The sequence below is a fragment of the Sphingomonas sp. CL5.1 genome (assembly GCF_013344685.1).
In the GTDB taxonomy this organism is placed as follows: Bacteria; Pseudomonadota; Alphaproteobacteria; order Sphingomonadales; family Sphingomonadaceae; genus Sphingomonas.
The window spans coordinates 3,808,130-3,824,372 of the sequence record NZ_CP050137.1; the positions used below are offsets into that span (position 1 = coordinate 3,808,130).

Here is a 16,243-nt window from a genome sequence, read left to right on the forward strand (position 1 = left end):
CGGAAATCAATCACTTGCCACTGCTTCGGGAAGTATTATAGTTAGGCAACTAACAAAATTACTTCCGGGAGAGGATTGAAAATGGCGAAAATGGCCGATCTGCGGCGGTGGGTCATCGTGTCGAGCGCGCTAACCCCGGCGCTTGTCATGCCGGCGACGGCGTGGGCGCAGGAAGCGCCCGCCGCCGCATCGCAGGATTCCCAGGAGGCGCAGGCCGCCGGCGACATCATCGTCACCGCGCAGCGTCGTGAGCAGCGGCTTCAGGACGTGCCGGTCGCGGTGTCGGCGTTCAACGCCGAGCAGCTCAAGAGCAACAATATCGAGTCCGTGCAGGATATCGCCGCCCGCACCCCCGGCCTCAGCATCGGCCAGGTCGATCCGATCAACCAGAATTTCTCGATGCGCGGCATCGGCAGCGCCTCCGGGATCAGCCAGAATGCCGGCGGCGACGCGTCGGTGGTGGTCTTCGTCGACGGCGTCTATGCCGGACGCGGCGGCATTCCCGATATCGACGCCATGGATCTGGAGCGCGTCGAGGTGCTGCGAGGCCCGCAAGGCACGTTGTTCGGCAAGAATGCGATCGGCGGCATCGTCCAGTTCATCAGCCGCAAGCCTTCGGCCGATCCCTCGTTCCACATCGAGGGCACCTACGGCAACTACAACCGCTACAGCATCGTCGCCTACGGCAACACGCCGATCAACGACACCACCTTCCTGTCAGTGGGCTTCTCGCACAAGCAGCGGGACGGGTTCGAATATAACGAGACCACCGGCAACCGGGTGAACAACGAGAATCTGACGACCGGGCGGATCGCGCTGCGCTTCGTGCCGACCGACGCGCTCGACATCACGTTGCGCGCCGATCTGTCGAATCAGGACCAGCTCGGCAACCCGCGCCACAATATCTGCAATACCGCCTTCGCGGGCGGCGTCCATTGCGTGGGGATCAATCCCGATCCGCGCACCGTGAACGCCTATACGGACGGCTATATCAAGCGCTTCATCCAGACCTACAGCGCGGAGATCAATCTCGACACGCCGCTCGGCAAGGTCACCTCGCTCACGGCGGTGCGCAAGGTCGATTTCCGTTTCCTGACGCCGTTCTTCAGCAATCCGGTGAACCCTCCCAACCAGATCGAATCGACCGATTTCGGGCATGAGTGGGACAATCAGCTCAGCCAGGAACTGCGGCTGGCGTTCAATGCCTTTGACGACAAGCTGCACGGCCAGACCGGCATCTATTACCTGCGCGAGCGCAATAACCGTATCGAAGGGCAGATTCAGGATTTCCCCACGCCGGCTTCGAGCGGCACGGCGATCTACCCGCAATATGCGCGCGCGCGCAGCTTCGCGGTGTTCGGCCAGGTCGATTACGAATTGACGCCGACCGTCACCGCCACGGTGGGCGCGCGGATGACGTGGGAGCATAAGGAAGGCGAGTTCGCCGGCTACAAGGTCAGCGGCCCCGGCCTGCCGCCGCCGCTCGGCTCGCTCGACGGATACGACGTCCACGGCGCGAAAAGCTGGAAGGCCTTCACACCGCGCTTCGCGCTCAACTGGAAGGCGACGCCGGACATGATGTTCTACGGCTCGGTCGCGCGCGGCTACAAGAGCGGCGGCTTCCAGGGCCTGTCGGGGACGGCCGCCGGCGCGGCGACGCCATACGATCCTGAATTCGCCTGGGGCTATGAGGTCGGCGCCAAGACGCAATGGCTCGATCGCCGCGTGACCTTCAACGTCGCGCTGTTCCGTACCGATTACAAGGACTTGCAGGTCTCGCAGCTCATCCCGCTGTGCTGCGTCGTGGTGAGCAACGCCGCCAAGGCGCGGTTGCAGGGCGTCGAGGTCGAGGGCATCGTCCGCCCGTTCGAGGGTTTCCAGCTCGACGGCAGCTATTCCTATCTCGATGCGAAGTTCACCGCCTATACGATCCCCGGCCAGAACTATACCGGCAACCAGCTCCCGCGTTCGCCGAAGAACAAGTTCAACATCGGCGCGCAATATGACATGCCGCTGGGCGACTGGAGCGCGAAGGCGCGGGTCGATTACGCATGGGTCGGCGACGCCTATTTCGAGGCGTCGAACATCCCGCAGCAATTGTGGCCGGCGCATGAGAATGTCGACGCGCGCATCTCGCTGCGCGCGCCCGGCAAGGCGTGGGAGCTGTCGGTGTGGGGCAAGAACCTCACCGATGCGCTGGTGCCGACCTATGTCACCTATTTCGGGCCGTATCAGCAGACGCTGGTGCCCTATGCCCCGCCCCGCACCTATGGCGTGACGCTCGCCTTCGACATGTGAGCCGGGCGGTCGGGCGGGGAAACCGTTCCCCGCCCGACCGCCCGTTCAGCCGCCGCGGCTGGCCATGTCGATGAACTCGTCCATGTCGCGCGTGAATTGCGGATGCACCTCCGGGTTCACATAGACCATGTGGCCGGATTCATAATATCTGAACGTCAGGTTCTTCCGCAACTCGGGCGGCAGATCCATGTGCTTCAGGTCATATTCCGCGCCGAAGAACGGCGTCGCCATGTCATAATAGCCGTTGAGCGAGAGCACCTTGAGATTGGGGTTCTCGCGCATCGCCTGGCTCAGATCGAGCGCAGTGTCGGCCAGCGCCATCGGCCCATAGCCGCCGCGACCCGGCGCGCGATGCTTCTGGTCCCAGTTCGATCCGCCGATCTTGGCGTAATAGTTCGGTCGATAGCTGAGCTTCGTCTTGTAACCCAATGTATCGAAAAGATAGGAGTTGAGCGCGCCGATATAGGGGCCACTGAGCGAACGGTCGGCGGGGTCGTATTCCGGCCCCTCGCCCGCATCGTCGGCGTCATAACCGGTGAAGCGCGCGTCGAGCCGGCCGATCGTCTTGCCCTGATCGCGCAGCAGCTCCTTGCGGAAACGCGACAGGTCCACGCGCAGGTTGCTCTGGAGGATATATTTCACCGGCAGGCCGGTATAGGCGCTCATCTGCTGCGCAATGGCGTTCTTCTCCTCGGGCGTGATGTCCGATCCCTTGAGCAGCGCGGAGGCATAGGCGCCGCGCGTCCATTCGCGCACCTGCGTCAGCCACGGCTCCAGCGTCGCCGGGCGGTTGGCGATGCGGTTGTGATACCAGGCGTCGGCGGCATAGCTCGGCAGGTAGCTCAGGTGGATCATGTCGTAACCGGGCTGGCGCACCCCGTAGTTCATGATCGAGGAAAGCAGGATCACCCCGTTCATCTGCACGCCGCGATCCTGCAACGCATAGACGAGGCCGCCCGAACGCAAGGTGCCATAGCTTTCGCCGAACAGGAATTTCGGGCTGTTCCACCGCCCGTATCTGGTGAGGAAGCGCATGATCCCGCGCGCGAAGGCGTCGATGTCTGGATCGACGCCCCAGAACTCCGGCCCCTTCGACTTGCCGATCGGCCGCGACAGCCCGGTGCCGATCGCGTCGATGAACACCACGTCGCTACGGTCGAGGATGGTGTGCGGGTTCGAAACCACACGGAACGGCGCATTGGGTTGCGCGCCGGGCGCTGGCGTCTCGACATGCACCGGCGCGACCGATCCCATGTGCAGCCACATCGATGACGAGCCGGGGCCGCCGTTATAGGCGAAGGTGATCGGCCGCTCCGGCGCGCCCTTCGCGCGATCGGCGATATAGGCGACGTAGAACATGCTGGCGACCGGCTCGCCGTCGTCGTTGCGGATCGTCAGCGTGCCGGGCGTGACGGTGTAGTTCACCACCTTGCCGTTCACGGCGACACTGCCGCGCTTCGGCTGCGCATCCTCCACGGCGGAAGCGAGCGCCGCATCATCGTCCTTGTCGGCGGCCTTGCCCGGCTGGCCGCCCTTGCCCGGCTCGTCGGCGGCGGCGCGTGGCGCCTTCTCGTCGGCCGGGCGCGCCTGCAACGGGGTGACGGCGATGCCGGCGACGGCGACTGAAAGCAGCAGATGCCTGATATTCATTGTTCCTGCCTGTCCCTTGTATCTTGTTGTGGCGGTTACGAATGATGGACGGTCGGGGAACGATTCCCCTCCCCTGCCCCCACGATACATTGATCGGGCCGCCGTTCGAGCCTGTTCCGCCCCGATGGACGAAATCGCCCTTTACACGGGCGGAACGATCGGCATCACTTCGCCTTGCCATGGCGGGAGATGCTGTCGATGCGCGTTACGTCATTGCCGCTGCTCTGCGCCGCCGCCTTCGCCGCACCCGCGATCGCGCAGGATGTCGCGCCGCTGACGCTCGATTATCGCGCGGCGCAGGAGCGGCTGCTCCAGCGCTCCGACGCGATAGAGGCGTCCGCCGCCGCGCTGCGCGGCAAGCAGGCGCAGGAAGGCGCGACGCGCACGCTCGGCCGCCCGGACGTGGATGTCGAGGCGCAGCTGCTCGAATATCAGAAGACGCTCTATCTCCCGCTGGGGTCGCTCGCGCCGGTGGCGGAATCGTTCGGCATCCGCGATCCGCTGACGTTCCGGCAGGAGCGCACCGCGACGCGGCCGATCGTCACCGCCACCCTGCCGCTCTATGCCGGCGGGCAGATTTCGGGAACGCAGGCCGGCGCGCGCGCGCAGGTCGCGCAGGCCCGCGCCGATCGCGACATCGCGGTGGAGAATGCGCTCGTCCAGCTCGTGCAGGCCTATTACGGCCAGCAGCTCGCCGAGCGGGCGTTGGGCATCCGCCGCGACGTGCTCGACGGCCTGAATCGCCACGTCGCCGATGCGGAGAAGCTGGAGCAGGCGCGCTTCATCAGCCGCGCGCAACGGCTTCAGGCGGAGGTGGCGCGCGACGATGCGGCGCGGGAATATGAGAAGGCGATCTCGGACCTCGCCACCGCCAATGCCGCGCTGGCCGGGATGCTGCGCGCGCCGGCGGGGGTGCGTCCGGTCAGCCCGCTGGGCGTCAACTCGCGGCCGCTGGAGCCGCTCGACAATTTCAGGGCCGCCGCGCTCGACGCGCATCCGCAGCTCGCGCGGCTGAAGGCGCTGGAGGATCAGGCGCAGGCCGGGGTGACGATCCAGCAATCGAAGCTCCGGCCGACGATCTACGGCTTCGGCCAGTATAATTTCGACCGGCGCAACTCCTTGCTCACCGATCCCGACTGGTCGGTCGGCGTCGGCCTCAAATACAAGCTGATGTCCGGCGCGGGCCGCCGCCAGCAGGTCGACGCCGCGCGCGAGACGGTGGCACAGGCGGAGGCCGGGCTGCGCGAGGCGCGCACCCAGCTCGAGATCGGCGTGAGCAAGGCGTGGGGCGAGACGGAGGCGGCGCGCAAGCGCTTCCTGCTGCTCGACAGCGCGCTCGCCTCGGCGGAGGAGAATCTGCGGCTCCAGACGCTTTCCTATCGCGAGCAGCAGGCGACCTCGCTCGACGTGATCGACGCGCAGCTCGGGCTGGGCCGCGCCCGCATCCAGCGCGCGCAGGCGGCGAACGACTATGTGCAGGCGCTCGCGCAATTGCTCAGCATGAGCGGCCAGATGTCCCGCATGCCCGACTATCTCGCGCGGGCGGACAAGGTGATCCCATGACCGATACCGCGATCGACGACGAAGCCCCCGCCCCCGCGCGCCGCCGCCCGATCGGGCTGATCGCGGCGCTGGTCGTCGCGGCGCTGCTCGCGCTTGGCCTGTGGCTCGCCTATCGCCCCGCGCCCGACCAGATCCAGGGCATGGCGGACGCGCGCGAGATGCGCATCACCAGCAAGGTGACGGGCCGCATCGCCGCCTTCCACGTCGAGGAGGGGCAGGCGGTGAAGGCGGGGCAGTTGCTCTACACGCTCGACAGCCCGGAGGTCGCCGCCAAATCCGAACAGGCCGGCGGCGCGCTGGCGGCGGCGCGGGCGGTGGAGAGCAAGGCGGACGAAGGCGCGCGGCCGGAGGATATCCGCGCGGCAGAGGCGCAATGGCGCCGCGCGCAGGCCGCCGCCGATCTGGCGCGGACCACTTCCGCGCGCACTCAGCGGCTCTATCAGCAGGGCGTGATCGCCGGGCAGAAGGCGGACGAGGCGCGCACCAACGCGGTCGCCGCCGCCGAGCAGGCCAAGGCGGCGCGCGCGCAATATGATCTCGCGCTGGCCGGCGCGCGGCGGCAGGACAAGGCGGCGGCGAGCGGCCAGGTGCAGCAGGCGCGCGGCGCGGTGGCGGAGGTAAAGGCCGCCGCCGACGAGACGCGCGTGCTCGCGCCGACGGACGGCGAGGTCGGCAAACGGCTCGCCCAGCCCGGCGAGCTGGTGCCGCAGGGCTTTCCGGTGTTCATGCTCACCGACACCGCGCATCCCTGGGTGACGCTCAACGTGCGCGAGGATCAGCTCCACGGCCTCGCGCGCGGCAAGGAGATCGGCGGCACGATCCCGGCATTGAACAACAGGCGGGCGCGCTTCCGCGTGATCTACACCGCGCCCGCCGGCGACTTCGCGACATGGCGCGCGACGCGGCAATCGAGCGGGTTCGACATCAAGAGCTTCGAGGTGCGCGTCGTGCCCGTCGCGCCGGTCGAGGGATTGCGACCGGGCATGACCGTGCTGTTCGACTGGCCGGCATAACCGGCGTGGCAAGCGCCTTCGCCAGCGCGTTGCGCCGGGAGGTGCGGTTCCTCGCCGCCCATTTCTGGGATCTGGCGCTGGTGACATGGGTGCCGCTGCTGCTGATGGCGGTGGTGTCGGTCCAGCTTTCCTCGGGCGTGATGCGCGACCTGCCGATCGCGGTGGTCGATCAGGACGGCACCGCCGTCTCGCGCGAGCTGACCCGGCGGCTGGATGCCGCGCCGGGCCTCCGCGTCGCGGCGCGGCCGACGGACATGCGCGCGGCGGAGGCGCTGGTGCGGTCGAACCGCGCCTATGCCGTGGTGCTGATCCCGGCGGACACCGAGCGTGCGGTGCTGCGCGGCGAAACCGGGAGCATCACCACCTTCTACAACGCGAGCTATTCCACGCCGTCCGGCGCGGCGCTGCGCGAGGTGGGCAATGTCGTGCAGGGCTATGCCGCGACGCTCGCCGTCGAGCAGACCGCCGCCGTCGCTGGGCCGGGCAGGGTGCGCCACCCGCCGGTCGCGGCGCAGAGCGCGATGCTGTTCAACCCGCAGGGCAGCTATGAGCTGCAACTCGTCACGCTGATCCACCCGGCGCTGCTCCACCTGATCTTCATGGTCGCGGTGGTGAGCGCCCTGGGACGCGAATTGCGCGACGGCACGATCGGCGCGTGGATCGGCGCGGACCCGCCCGCGCGGGCGGTGGCGGCGGTGGCGGGCAAGCTCGCGCCCTATCTCGCGATCTTCATCGGCTGGGGGCTGCTGGCGATCGGCTATGTCGCGGGCTTGCGCGGCTGGCCGGTCGCGGGGAGCGTGGCGATGCTGCTCGCGGGCTATGCCGCGATGTATCTCGCTTATGTTGGTGTAAGCCTGCTGGTGATCGGGTTGTCGCTGTCGATGGGCAAGGCGTTGTCGGCGGTGGGGCTCTATGCCGGCGCATCCTTCGCCTTCGCGGGCGCGATCTTCCCGGTCGAATCCGCGTCGGCCTTCGCCCGGCTGTGGAGCGCGCTGCTGCCCTATTCGGCCTTCGCCAAATTGCTGGCGGAGCAATGGATCATGGGCGCGCCGGCCAGCCAGTCGATGTGGCAGGTGCTGGCGATGCTCGCCTTCCTGCTGGTCAGCGGCGCGATCGGCCTGCCGCGTTACCTCGCGGCGGCGCGGCGGCCCGACACATGGGGACGGCGATGACCGGACGCGCCTTCCTCGCCGCCTTCCGTGCGATCTTCGCGGACAGTTCGGCGCTGATGCTGCTGATCGGCTCGTGCCTCCTCTACGCCTTCTTCTACCCATCGGCCTATTCCGGCGAGGTGCCGGTGCGGATGCCGGTGGCGGTAGTCGATATGGACCACAGCGGCACCAGCCGCGCGCTGGAGAGCCGCCTCGCCGCGCTGCAACAGGCGGAAGTGGTGGCGCGCCCGCCCTCCCCCGTCGCCGCGCTCCGCCAGCTCCGCGAGCGGCGGGTGAGCGCGATCGTGGTGATCCCGGAGGGGTTCGAGCGGCGCATCCTCTCCGGCGGTCAGGGCGTGGTCGCGCTCTACGGCAACGGCGCTTATCTCCTGCGCACCTCGACCGCGCTGGCCGGGGTCGGCGCGGCGCTCGGCGCGGCCGGGCGCGCGGCGGCGGTCGATCAGGCGATGGCGCTGGGCGCGCCCGCCCCGCCCGCGCTGGCGATGATCCAGCGCCCGCTGTTCAACACGCGCGAGGGCTATGGCGCCACGATCTTCCCCGGCGTCGCGTTCCTCATCATCCAGCAGACGTTGCTGATGGGCCTCGCCATGCTCGCCGCGACGATGCGGGAGCATGACGGGCCGCTCAGCTTCTCGCGCCGGGGATTGCTCGGCATCACGCTCGCTTTCTTCGTCGTCGGCTGCGCCAATGTCGCGTGGTTCACCGGCTTCGTCTTCTGGTTCCAGGATTATCCGCGCGCGCAGGCGCAGCCGTTCGCGCTGGTCGCGGCGGCCGCGCTGTTCGTGTCGGCGACGGTCGCCGCGGCGCTGGCGCTCGGCAGCTTCTTCCGCACGCGCGAGCGGCCGATCCAGCTCTGGATCGTCACCTCGGTGCCGATCTTCTTCCTCTCGGGCCTGTCATGGCCGGTCGAGGCGACGCCGCACTGGCTGACGCTCGTCGCGCGCCTGCTGCCGACCACGCCGGGCATCCGCCTGATGGTCGGCGTCAACCAGATGGGCGCGACGCTCGCCGAGCAGCGCGGCGAGGTGATCAATCTCGCGCTGCTGGCGTTGCTCTACGGCGCGATCGCGGTGCTGCGCTATCGCCCGCGCTGAAATCGAAGCCGGTTTACAGCGGCGGCGCGCGTCGGCAGGAAAGCGCCGATGAAAGCCACCCTCCTCCCGCTCCTTACAGCGCTCGCCGCATCCACCGCCGCGCAGGCCGCCGACACGCCCGCCAGGGATGATGCCGCCCCCGCCCCGGCGCTGTTCCAGCCCGGCGAGATCACCTCGAACGGCAGCGTGACGGTCGGCGGCGCGCGCATCGCCTATCGCGCGGTGGCGGGGACTTTGGTGGTGCATCCGAAGGGGTGGAGCGACACCGACGCGATCGACGCGGGCGCGGACAAGGATGCCAGGGACGCGAAGAAGCCCAAGGCCGAAGCGTCGATGTTCTACACCGCCTATTTCAGGACCGGCGCGCCCGCGGCGGGGCGGCCGATCACCTTCCTGTTCAACGGCGGCCCCGGATCGTCGAGCATCTGGCTGCACATGGGCGCGTTCGGCCCGGTCCGCGTGCAGACCCCGGATCGCGAGCATACGCCCGCCGCGCCTTATGCCACGGTCAACAACGCCGAGAGCCTGCTCGACGTGTCCGATCTCGTCTTCATCGACGCGCCGGGCACGGGCTTCAGCCGCATCGCGGGGCCGGACAAGGAGGCCGCCTTCTACGGCGTCGATCAGGACATCCACGCCTTCACCAAATTCATCGTCCAGTTCCTGTCGCGCTACCAGCGCTGGAACTCGCCGAAATACCTGCTCGGCGAAAGCTACGGCACGATGCGCGCGGCGGGGCTGACGCTGGCGTTGCAGAAGGAGGGAATCGACCTCAACGGCGTCGTCCTGCTCTCCGACATCCTCAACTGGGACCTGATCCCGGACGATCCGCAACTCAATCCGGGGGTCGACCTGCCCTATGTCGTCTCGCTGCCGACCTATGCGGCGACCGCCTGGTATCACCGGAAGGTCGCCGACCGGCCGGCGGACCTGCGCGCCTTCCTCGACGAGGTGGAGCGGTTCGCGACCGGCGACTATGCCGCCGCGCTGATGCAGGGCAGCGCGCTGCCCGCCGACAGGAAGCGGGAGATCGCGGGCCGCCTCTCCGCCTATACCGGGCTGCCCGTGCCCTATCTGCTCAGGTCGGACCTGCGGATCGAATATGGCGCGTTCCAGAAGGAGCTGCTGGCGGATCAGGCGCTGACCACCGGCACGCTCGACACGCGCTTCACCGGCGCGACGCTCGATCCGCTCAGCAAGGTCTCGGGCTACGATCCGCAGAGCGCGGCGCTCGAGGGCGCCTATGTCGCCGCGTTCAACGATTATGCCCGCGATACCCTGGGATACGGCAAGGGTGTGGAGCACAAGCCGAGCGTCGGCATCTACGGAAGCTGGGACTACAAGCACCAGCCGCCCGGCGCGGACAAGGCGCTGATCGCGCTGCCCAACGTGCTGCCGGACCTTGCCGTGGCGATGAAGCAGAACCCGACGCTGAAGGTGATGGTCAGCGGCGGCTATTTCGACGTCTCCACCCCCTATTTCTCCGGGGTGTACGAGATGCGCCATCTGCCGGTGCCGGAGAGCATCCGCGCCAATATCGAATATCGCTACTACCAGTCCGGCCACATGGTCTATGTCAATCCGGCGGTGCTGAAGGCGTTCCACGCCGACGTGGCGGACTTCATCCGCCGCACCGACAATAGCCGCCAGAACTGAATGTCGACCGGTCCGTCCTAGGCCCGGCGGCGCTCGATGTTCGGCAGGAAGGCGGTGAGCAGCCCGATCGCCGGCAGGAACGCGCAAAGCTGATAGACCGCCTCGATTCCCGTGCGGTCGGCCATCCAGCCGAGCACCGCCGCGCCGAGGCCGCCCATGCCGAAGGAGAAGCCGAAGAACAGGCCGGAGATCATGCCGACCTTGCCCGGCACCAGTTCCTGCGCGAACACCACGATCGCCGGGAAGGCGGAGGCGAGGATCAGGCCGATCGCCACGGTGAGCGGCCCGGTCCAGAACAGCCCGACATGCGGCAGCACCAGCGTGAAGGGCAAGGCGCCGAGGATCGAGAACCAGATCACATACTTCCGCCCGAAACGGTCGCCCAGCGGCCCGCCCAGCACCGTGCCGACCGCCACCGCCGTCAGGAAGGCGAACAGGTGGAGCTGCGCATTCTCCACCGACACGCCGAAACGGTGGATCAGGTAGAAGGTGTAATAGCTCGTCAGGCTGGCGAGATAGACGTATTTGGAGAAGATCAGCGCCAGCAGGATGAGAATGCCGCGCCGCGCATGGCCGGCGGGCAGGTCGGCGGCCGACGCGCCCTTCCCGCCCGCGCGCAGCCGCACCAGCCCGTGATGGCGATACCAGACCGCGACGTTCCACAGCACCGCCCCCGAAAGCAGCGCCAGCAGCGCGAACAAAGCAAGGCTCGACTGGCCCCAGCGCACCACCACCAGCGCCGCCGCGAGCGGGCCGAGCGCCTGCCCGGCATTGCCGCCGACCTGGAACAGCGACTGCGCGAGGCCATGCCGCCCGCCCGCCGCCATCCGCGCCACGCGCGAGGATTCGGGGTGGAACACCGACGAGCCGACACCGAGCAGCGCCGCACCCGCCAGCACCAGCCCATAGCTGTGCGCCACCGACAGCACGCTGAGGCCGGCGAGCGAGAACAACGTGCCGCCCGGCAGCGCCATCGGCGTCGGCCTCTTGTCGGCATAAAGCCCGACGAGCGGCTGGAGGATCGAGGCGGTGATCTGATAGGCCAGAGTCACCAGCCCGATCTGGCCGAAGGTGAGGTGAAGATCGGTCTTCAACCCCGGATAGATCGCCGGGAGCAGCGACTGCATCATGTCATTCAGCATGTGGCAGAAACTGATCGCCACGATCACGCCGAACACCGTGCCGCTGTCTGCCATCGCGCCGGGCCGCGCCGTCGCCACCGTCGAATCGCTCATCTGGAATCCTTTTCGAATGGGGCGAATAGCCGCTCGCTTCGCGTCCCGCCTGCGCATATGGGTCATTCGTTTTCGATAGAGGGACAATCATGCCATATCGCAGCGCCGCCGAGCATGAGGACGTGCCGCGCCCGGTGGTCGGTATCGGCAACGATTATCCGCCTTCTTTCGAGCTTGCCGAGCATCGCCATCGGCGCGGGCAGCTCCTCTATGCCGCGAACGGCGTGGTCGCGGTCAGCACGCCGCAGGGCGCGTGGGTTGCCCCGCCGGAGCGCGCGGTGTGGATCCCCGGCGGCACGCCACATGCCGTGCGCATGGTCGGGGCGGTGCAGACACGCAGCGTGCTGATCGAGCCGAGCGCCTGCCCGGCGCTGGGGGGCGCCTGCCGCGTCGTCGCGGTCTCGCCGCTGCTGCGCCAGCTCCTGCTGTCGGCGGCGGAAATCCCGGTGGAATATGACGAGGGCGGGCGTGACGGGCTGGTGATGCGGCTGCTGGTGGCGGAGATCGATCGCGCGCCGGTGATCCCGATCGCGGTGCCCTTCCCGCGCCATGCCGCGCTCGCCGCGCGCTGCCACGCCTTCCTCGAACGGCCGCGCGCGACCGCGACGATCGACCAATGGGCCGATGCGCTGGCGATGAACCGCCGCCGCTTCACCCGCCTGTTCCGGCGCGAGACCGGGATGAGCTTCGCCGAATGGCGGCAGCAGGCGTGCCTGTCGGTCGCGCTGCCCCGGCTCGCGGCGGGCGAGCCGATCACCACCATCGCGCTGGACCTCGGCTATGACGGACCGGCCAGCTTCTCCACCATGTTCAAGCGCGCCCTGGGCGTGCCTCCGAGCCGCTACCGGCCATAACGCCACGCGGATTGACCGGCAGGCAATAAATAGGCACTATCAATGCCAATAGATGACCGTCGGCATGGGAGAGCCGCTTGAAAGTCCTGCGCACCCCGGATGCGGCCTTCGCCGGCATCGGCGACTTCCTGTTCGCGCCGCATTATGCCGAGATCGCCGACACCCACGACGGCACCCGGCTGCGCGTCCATTATATCGACGAAGGGCCGCGCGACGCGCCGGTTGTGCTGATGATGCACGGCGAGCCGAGCTGGTGCTATCTCTATCGCCACATGATCGGGCCGGTGGTGGAGGCCGGCTTCCGCGTGGTCGCGCCGGACCTGATCGGCTTCGGCCGGTCGGACAAGCCGGCCGCGAAGAGCGATTACAGCTACGCCCGCCATGTCGCGTGGATGCGAAGCTGGATCGAGCGGCTCGACCTTTCCGGCATCACGCTCGCCTGTCAGGACTGGGGTTCGCTGGTCGGCCTCCGACTGGTCGCGGCGATGCCGGAGCGGTTCGCCGGGATCGTGCTCGCCAATGGCGGACTGCCGGAGGGCGGCGCCGCGCCGCGCGCCTTCCGCATCTGGCGCGCCTTCTCGCGCTACAGCCCGGTATTTCCGATCGGCCGGATCATCAACGCGGGCACGAAGCGGCGTCTGTCCGACGCGGAGATCGCCGCTTATGATGCGCCCTTTCCGCGCCGCGCCCACAAGGCGGGCGCGCGCATCTTCCCCTCGCTGGTGCCGTTCGGCGACGACCCGGCGGTGCCCGACCAGATCGAGGCGTGGAAGGTGCTGGACCAATGGGAGAAGCCCTTCCTGTGCTGCTTCAGCGACGGCGATCCGGTGACGCGCGGCGGCGAGACGCGCTTCATCGGCCGCGTCCCCGGCACGGCGGGGCAGCCGCACGCCACGCTGCACGGCGGGCATTTCGTGCAGGAGGACGATCCGCGAGGCTTCGTCCGCTGCATCCTCACGGTGGCGCGGGAAAGCTGACCGGCACGGATTGTCACATATCGGCCGGCAAGGCTACGAGGGGACATGACCGACAACGCATCCAAGCCGCCCGCCCCCGGCCGCCCCGAGAACCCGGAGCGCCGCCTGCTGCTCGAAGGGATCGCCACCGCGATCGGCGCGGCGGCGGTGGGGTTGCCGGCGGAGGCGTCGGCCGCGAAGCCGGCCCGGCGCCCCGCGCCGTCCTCGCCCGGCGACGTGGCGCTGCGCGCGCATATCGACACGGTCGTGGTGATCTATGCGGAGAATCGCAGCTTCAACAATCTGTTCGCCGATTTCCCCGGCCTCCGGAACCCGCTCTCCAGCGTGCCGGCCGAACGCACGCGCCAGCGCGACCGCGACGGGCGGGTGCTGGAGAGGCTACCGAAAATCTGGGAGGGCCTCGTCCCGAACAAGCAGGTGGTCGAGCATCGCGAATATCAGATCGGGCCGGACGACCTGCCGCCGCTGCCCAACGCGCCCTTCGCGCTCTCGACGCCGGAGGGCGATCCGCTGCCGCACGGCGTGGTGACGCGCGATCTGATCCACGCCTTCTACAACAACCAGTTGCAGATCAACGGCGGGAAGAACGACGGCTTCGTCGCCTGGGGCGACAGCGGCGCGCTGGTGATGGGCCATTACGGCGACAATTCCGCCAACCTGCGGCTGTGGCAGGTCGCGCGGGAGTTCACGCTGTGCGACAATTTCTTCATGGGCGCGTTCGGCGGCTCCTATCTCAACCACCAGTATCTGATCGCGGCGCGCCCACCCTTCTATCCCGATGCGGACAAAAGCCCGGCGAAGGGTCGCATCGCGATCACCGAGGACGGCGATCCCAAAAGCATCCGCCTCAGGCAGAAGGACAATTCGCCCAAGAGCGCGATGGACGGGCCGGTGCAGTTCGTGCCCAATTCGATCACGCCGGATTTCTGGGCGGTCAACACACTGATGCCGCCCTATGCGCCGACCTATGATCTCGATCCGGCGCGGCCCGGCTACGCCAACTGGAACAGCGCGCATACGCTCGTGCCGCAAAGCCACAAGACGATCGGCGACATGCTGAGCGCGAAGGGCGTGGACTGGGCGTGGTACGGCGGCGGCTGGGCGGCGGCGCTGGCGGGGCACGGCACCGACGGCTCCTTCCCGACGCGGCCGAATTTCCAGCCGCATCACCAGCCGTTCAACTATTTCACGCAATTCGCCCCCGGCACCGCCGCACGCGAACGCCATCTGCGCGATGGCGGCATGGGCGAGACGGCGCGGACCAACAAGTTCCTCGCCGACGCGGCGGCGGGCAAGCTGCCACCCGTCACCTTCTACAAGCCGCAGGGCAACCTCAACATGCACGCCGGCTATTCCGACGTGGATGCCGGCGACCGACATATCGCTGGCGTGATCGACGCGCTCAGGAAAAGCCCGCAATGGGAGAAGATGCTGGTCGTCGTCACCTTCGACGAGAACGGCGGCTGGTGGGATCATGTCGCCCCGCCGAAGGGGGACCGTTGGGGGCCGGGAACGCGCATCCCGGCGATCGTGATCTCGCCCCACGCGCGGCGCGGCGAGGTCGATCACACGATCTACGACACCGGCTCGATCGCGCGTTTCATCACGCGCCGCTGGGGGCTGGAGAAGCTGCCCGGCCTGATCGAGCGCGAGCACGCGATGGTTGCGGCCGGCGGGCCGCCGCCGGGCGATCTCACGCAGGCGCTGCGGCTGGGATAACGGTCAGGAGACCGCGACGGTCTCCGCCGCCGCCGTCGCGGCAACCTCCGCCCGCGCGGCATAGCGCCGCGCCAGCATCGAGCAGACGATGAGCTGCAACTGGTGATAGAGGATGATCGGCAGCATGATCATCCCCATCGCCGGATCGCCCGCGAACAGGATCTTGGCGATCGGCGCGCCGTTGGCGAGGCTCTTCTTCGATCCGCAGAACACCGTCGTCACCTCGTCCGGCAGCGAGAAGCCCCAGACGCGCGACAGCATCGTCGTCAGCCACAGGATCAGCGCCAGCAGCGCGCCGGCGATCACCGCGATCTCCGCGATCACCCACGGCGAATAGTTCCACCACAGGCCGGAAGCGGTGGATTCGCAGAAGGCCGAATAGACGATCAGGATGATAACCCCGCGATCGAGCTTGTTGATGATCGGCTTGCGCGCCGCCAGCCAGCGCGCGATTAGCGGCCGCGCGAGCTGCCCGGCGGCGAAGGGCAGCAGCAGCGTCATCGCCACGTCGGCGATCGCCGGCAGGATCGGGAACGGCTGGCCGCTCACCGCCCGCACCATCGCGATCAGCATCGGCGTGATGACCATGCCGACGACCCCGGAAAGCGACGCGTCGAACACCGCCGCCGGGACGTTGCCGCGCGCGAGGCTGGTCATCGCCACCGACGAGGAGATGGTCGAGGACAGCGCGCACAGGAAGAACACGCCGAGCCGCACCTCCTCGCTCAGCACCGGGCGCAGGCCGAAGAAGATCGCGAAGCCGATCAACGGGAACACGATGAAGGTGGTCGCCTGCACCGCGACATGGATGCGCCAGTTCGTCGCGCCCGCCTTCAGCGCCTCGGGCGACAGGTTCGCGCCGTGCAGGAAGAAGACGAGCGCGATCCCCAGGGTGGTCACCAGCCCCATGTGGAGCGGCCCGTCCGGCGTCCCCAGGTGCGGCGCGACGAACGCCAGCACCACCGCGCAGAGCATCGCCAGCAGGAAACCGTCGATCTTCATGTCCGCGCCC

Annotated in this window: 12 protein-coding genes; 9 read left to right on the forward strand and 3 right to left on the reverse strand. The window is 68.2% G+C overall.

Features of this window, described 5'->3' with window-relative positions; all coding sequences use genetic code 11:
- Positions 1 to 81 precede the first annotated feature (81 nt).
- Complete coding sequence (locus F9288_RS18300) at positions 82 to 2,298, forward strand: TonB-dependent receptor (protein ID WP_174838104.1); 2,217 nt, start codon at positions 82 to 84, stop codon at positions 2,296 to 2,298.
- A gap of 45 nt (positions 2,299 to 2,343) precedes the next feature.
- Here F9288_RS18300 and F9288_RS18305 read toward each other — a convergent pair whose 3' ends face one another.
- Positions 2,344 to 3,948, reverse strand: coding sequence for a S10 family peptidase (locus F9288_RS18305; protein ID WP_174838105.1), 1,605 nt, complete (start codon positions 3,946 to 3,948; stop codon positions 2,344 to 2,346).
- A 198-nt stretch (positions 3,949 to 4,146) separates the two neighbouring features.
- Between F9288_RS18305 and F9288_RS18310 the strand changes: the two genes are divergently transcribed.
- The 5 genes from F9288_RS18310 to F9288_RS18330 are packed head-to-tail and all read left to right on the forward strand — an operon-like array spanning position 4,147 to position 10,446.
- A complete protein-coding gene (locus F9288_RS18310) occupies positions 4,147 to 5,511 on the forward strand; it encodes a TolC family protein (protein ID WP_174838106.1) in 1,365 nt (454 codons plus the stop codon).
- Entirely contained in the window at positions 5,508 to 6,524 is a 1,017-nt protein-coding gene (locus F9288_RS18315; protein WP_174838107.1) for an HlyD family secretion protein, read from the forward strand. Before F9288_RS18310 ends, F9288_RS18315 begins: the two co-directional genes overlap by 4 nt.
- Before the next feature lie 5 nt (positions 6,525 to 6,529).
- Positions 6,530 to 7,696 carry an ABC transporter permease gene (locus F9288_RS18320; RefSeq protein ID WP_174838108.1) on the forward strand — a complete coding sequence of 389 codons (1,167 nt, stop codon included), beginning with the start codon at positions 6,530 to 6,532 and terminating at the stop codon, positions 7,694 to 7,696.
- The gene (locus F9288_RS18325) at positions 7,693 to 8,790 is read left to right on the forward strand and encodes an ABC transporter permease (RefSeq protein WP_174838109.1); all 1,098 of its coding nucleotides are present in this window, start codon (positions 7,693 to 7,695) and stop codon (positions 8,788 to 8,790) included. Before F9288_RS18320 ends, F9288_RS18325 begins: the two co-directional genes overlap by 4 nt.
- A gap of 48 nt (positions 8,791 to 8,838) precedes the next feature.
- Positions 8,839 to 10,446, forward strand: a complete 1,608-nt coding sequence (locus F9288_RS18330; RefSeq protein ID WP_174838110.1) for a S10 family peptidase — start codon at positions 8,839 to 8,841, stop codon at positions 10,444 to 10,446.
- 17 nt (positions 10,447 to 10,463) lie between these two features.
- Here the strand turns inward: F9288_RS18330 and F9288_RS18335 are convergent, their stop codons facing one another.
- Positions 10,464 to 11,642, reverse strand: coding sequence for an MFS transporter (locus F9288_RS18335; RefSeq protein ID WP_217482669.1), 1,179 nt, complete (start codon positions 11,640 to 11,642; stop codon positions 10,464 to 10,466).
- A gap of 128 nt (positions 11,643 to 11,770) precedes the next feature.
- Between F9288_RS18335 and F9288_RS18340 the strand changes: the two genes are divergently transcribed.
- The 3 genes from F9288_RS18340 to acpA all read left to right on the forward strand — a co-directional run bounded on the left by F9288_RS18340 (position 11,771) and on the right by acpA (position 15,231).
- On the forward strand, positions 11,771 to 12,535 hold the full coding sequence (locus F9288_RS18340; protein WP_174838112.1) for a helix-turn-helix domain-containing protein: 765 nt from the start codon (positions 11,771 to 11,773) through the stop codon (positions 12,533 to 12,535).
- Positions 12,536 to 12,612: 77 nt separating this feature from the next.
- A complete protein-coding gene (locus tag F9288_RS18345) occupies positions 12,613 to 13,512 on the forward strand; it encodes a haloalkane dehalogenase (protein WP_174838113.1) in 900 nt (299 codons plus the stop codon).
- A 45-nt stretch (positions 13,513 to 13,557) separates the two neighbouring features.
- Positions 13,558 to 15,231 (forward strand): acid phosphatase, encoded by a 1,674-nt coding sequence (gene acpA / locus F9288_RS18350; RefSeq protein ID WP_174838114.1) that lies wholly within the window; start codon positions 13,558 to 13,560, stop codon positions 15,229 to 15,231.
- 3 nt (positions 15,232 to 15,234) lie between these two features.
- On the opposite strand, the gene F9288_RS18355 is transcribed toward acpA, so the two are convergent.
- On the reverse strand, positions 15,235 to 16,233 hold the full coding sequence (locus tag F9288_RS18355) for a bile acid:sodium symporter family protein (protein ID WP_174838115.1): 999 nt from the start codon (positions 16,231 to 16,233) through the stop codon (positions 15,235 to 15,237).
- Between the last annotated feature and the right edge of the window lie 10 nt (positions 16,234 to 16,243).

Coding starts and splice junctions, on each gene's coding strand:
- F9288_RS18325 (WP_174838109.1), top strand. CDS start 7,693: ATGACCGGACGCGCCTTCCTCGCCGCCTTCCGTGCGATCTTCGCGGAC.
- F9288_RS18330 (WP_174838110.1), top strand. CDS start 8,839: ATGAAAGCCACCCTCCTCCCGCTCCTTACAGCGCTCGCCGCATCCACC.
- F9288_RS18340 (WP_174838112.1), top strand. CDS start 11,771: ATGCCATATCGCAGCGCCGCCGAGCATGAGGACGTGCCGCGCCCGGTG.
- F9288_RS18315 (WP_174838107.1), top strand. CDS start 5,508: ATGACCGATACCGCGATCGACGACGAAGCCCCCGCCCCCGCGCGCCGC.
- F9288_RS18305 (WP_174838105.1), bottom strand. CDS start 3,948: ATGAATATCAGGCATCTGCTGCTTTCAGTCGCCGTCGCCGGCATCGCC.
- F9288_RS18310 (WP_174838106.1), top strand. CDS start 4,147: ATGCGCGTTACGTCATTGCCGCTGCTCTGCGCCGCCGCCTTCGCCGCA.
- F9288_RS18300 (WP_174838104.1), top strand. CDS start 82: ATGGCGAAAATGGCCGATCTGCGGCGGTGGGTCATCGTGTCGAGCGCG.
- F9288_RS18335 (WP_217482669.1), bottom strand. CDS start 11,642: ATGGCAGACAGCGGCACGGTGTTCGGCGTGATCGTGGCGATCAGTTTC.
- F9288_RS18355 (WP_174838115.1), bottom strand. CDS start 16,233: ATGAAGATCGACGGTTTCCTGCTGGCGATGCTCTGCGCGGTGGTGCTG.
- acpA (WP_174838114.1), top strand. CDS start 13,558: ATGACCGACAACGCATCCAAGCCGCCCGCCCCCGGCCGCCCCGAGAAC.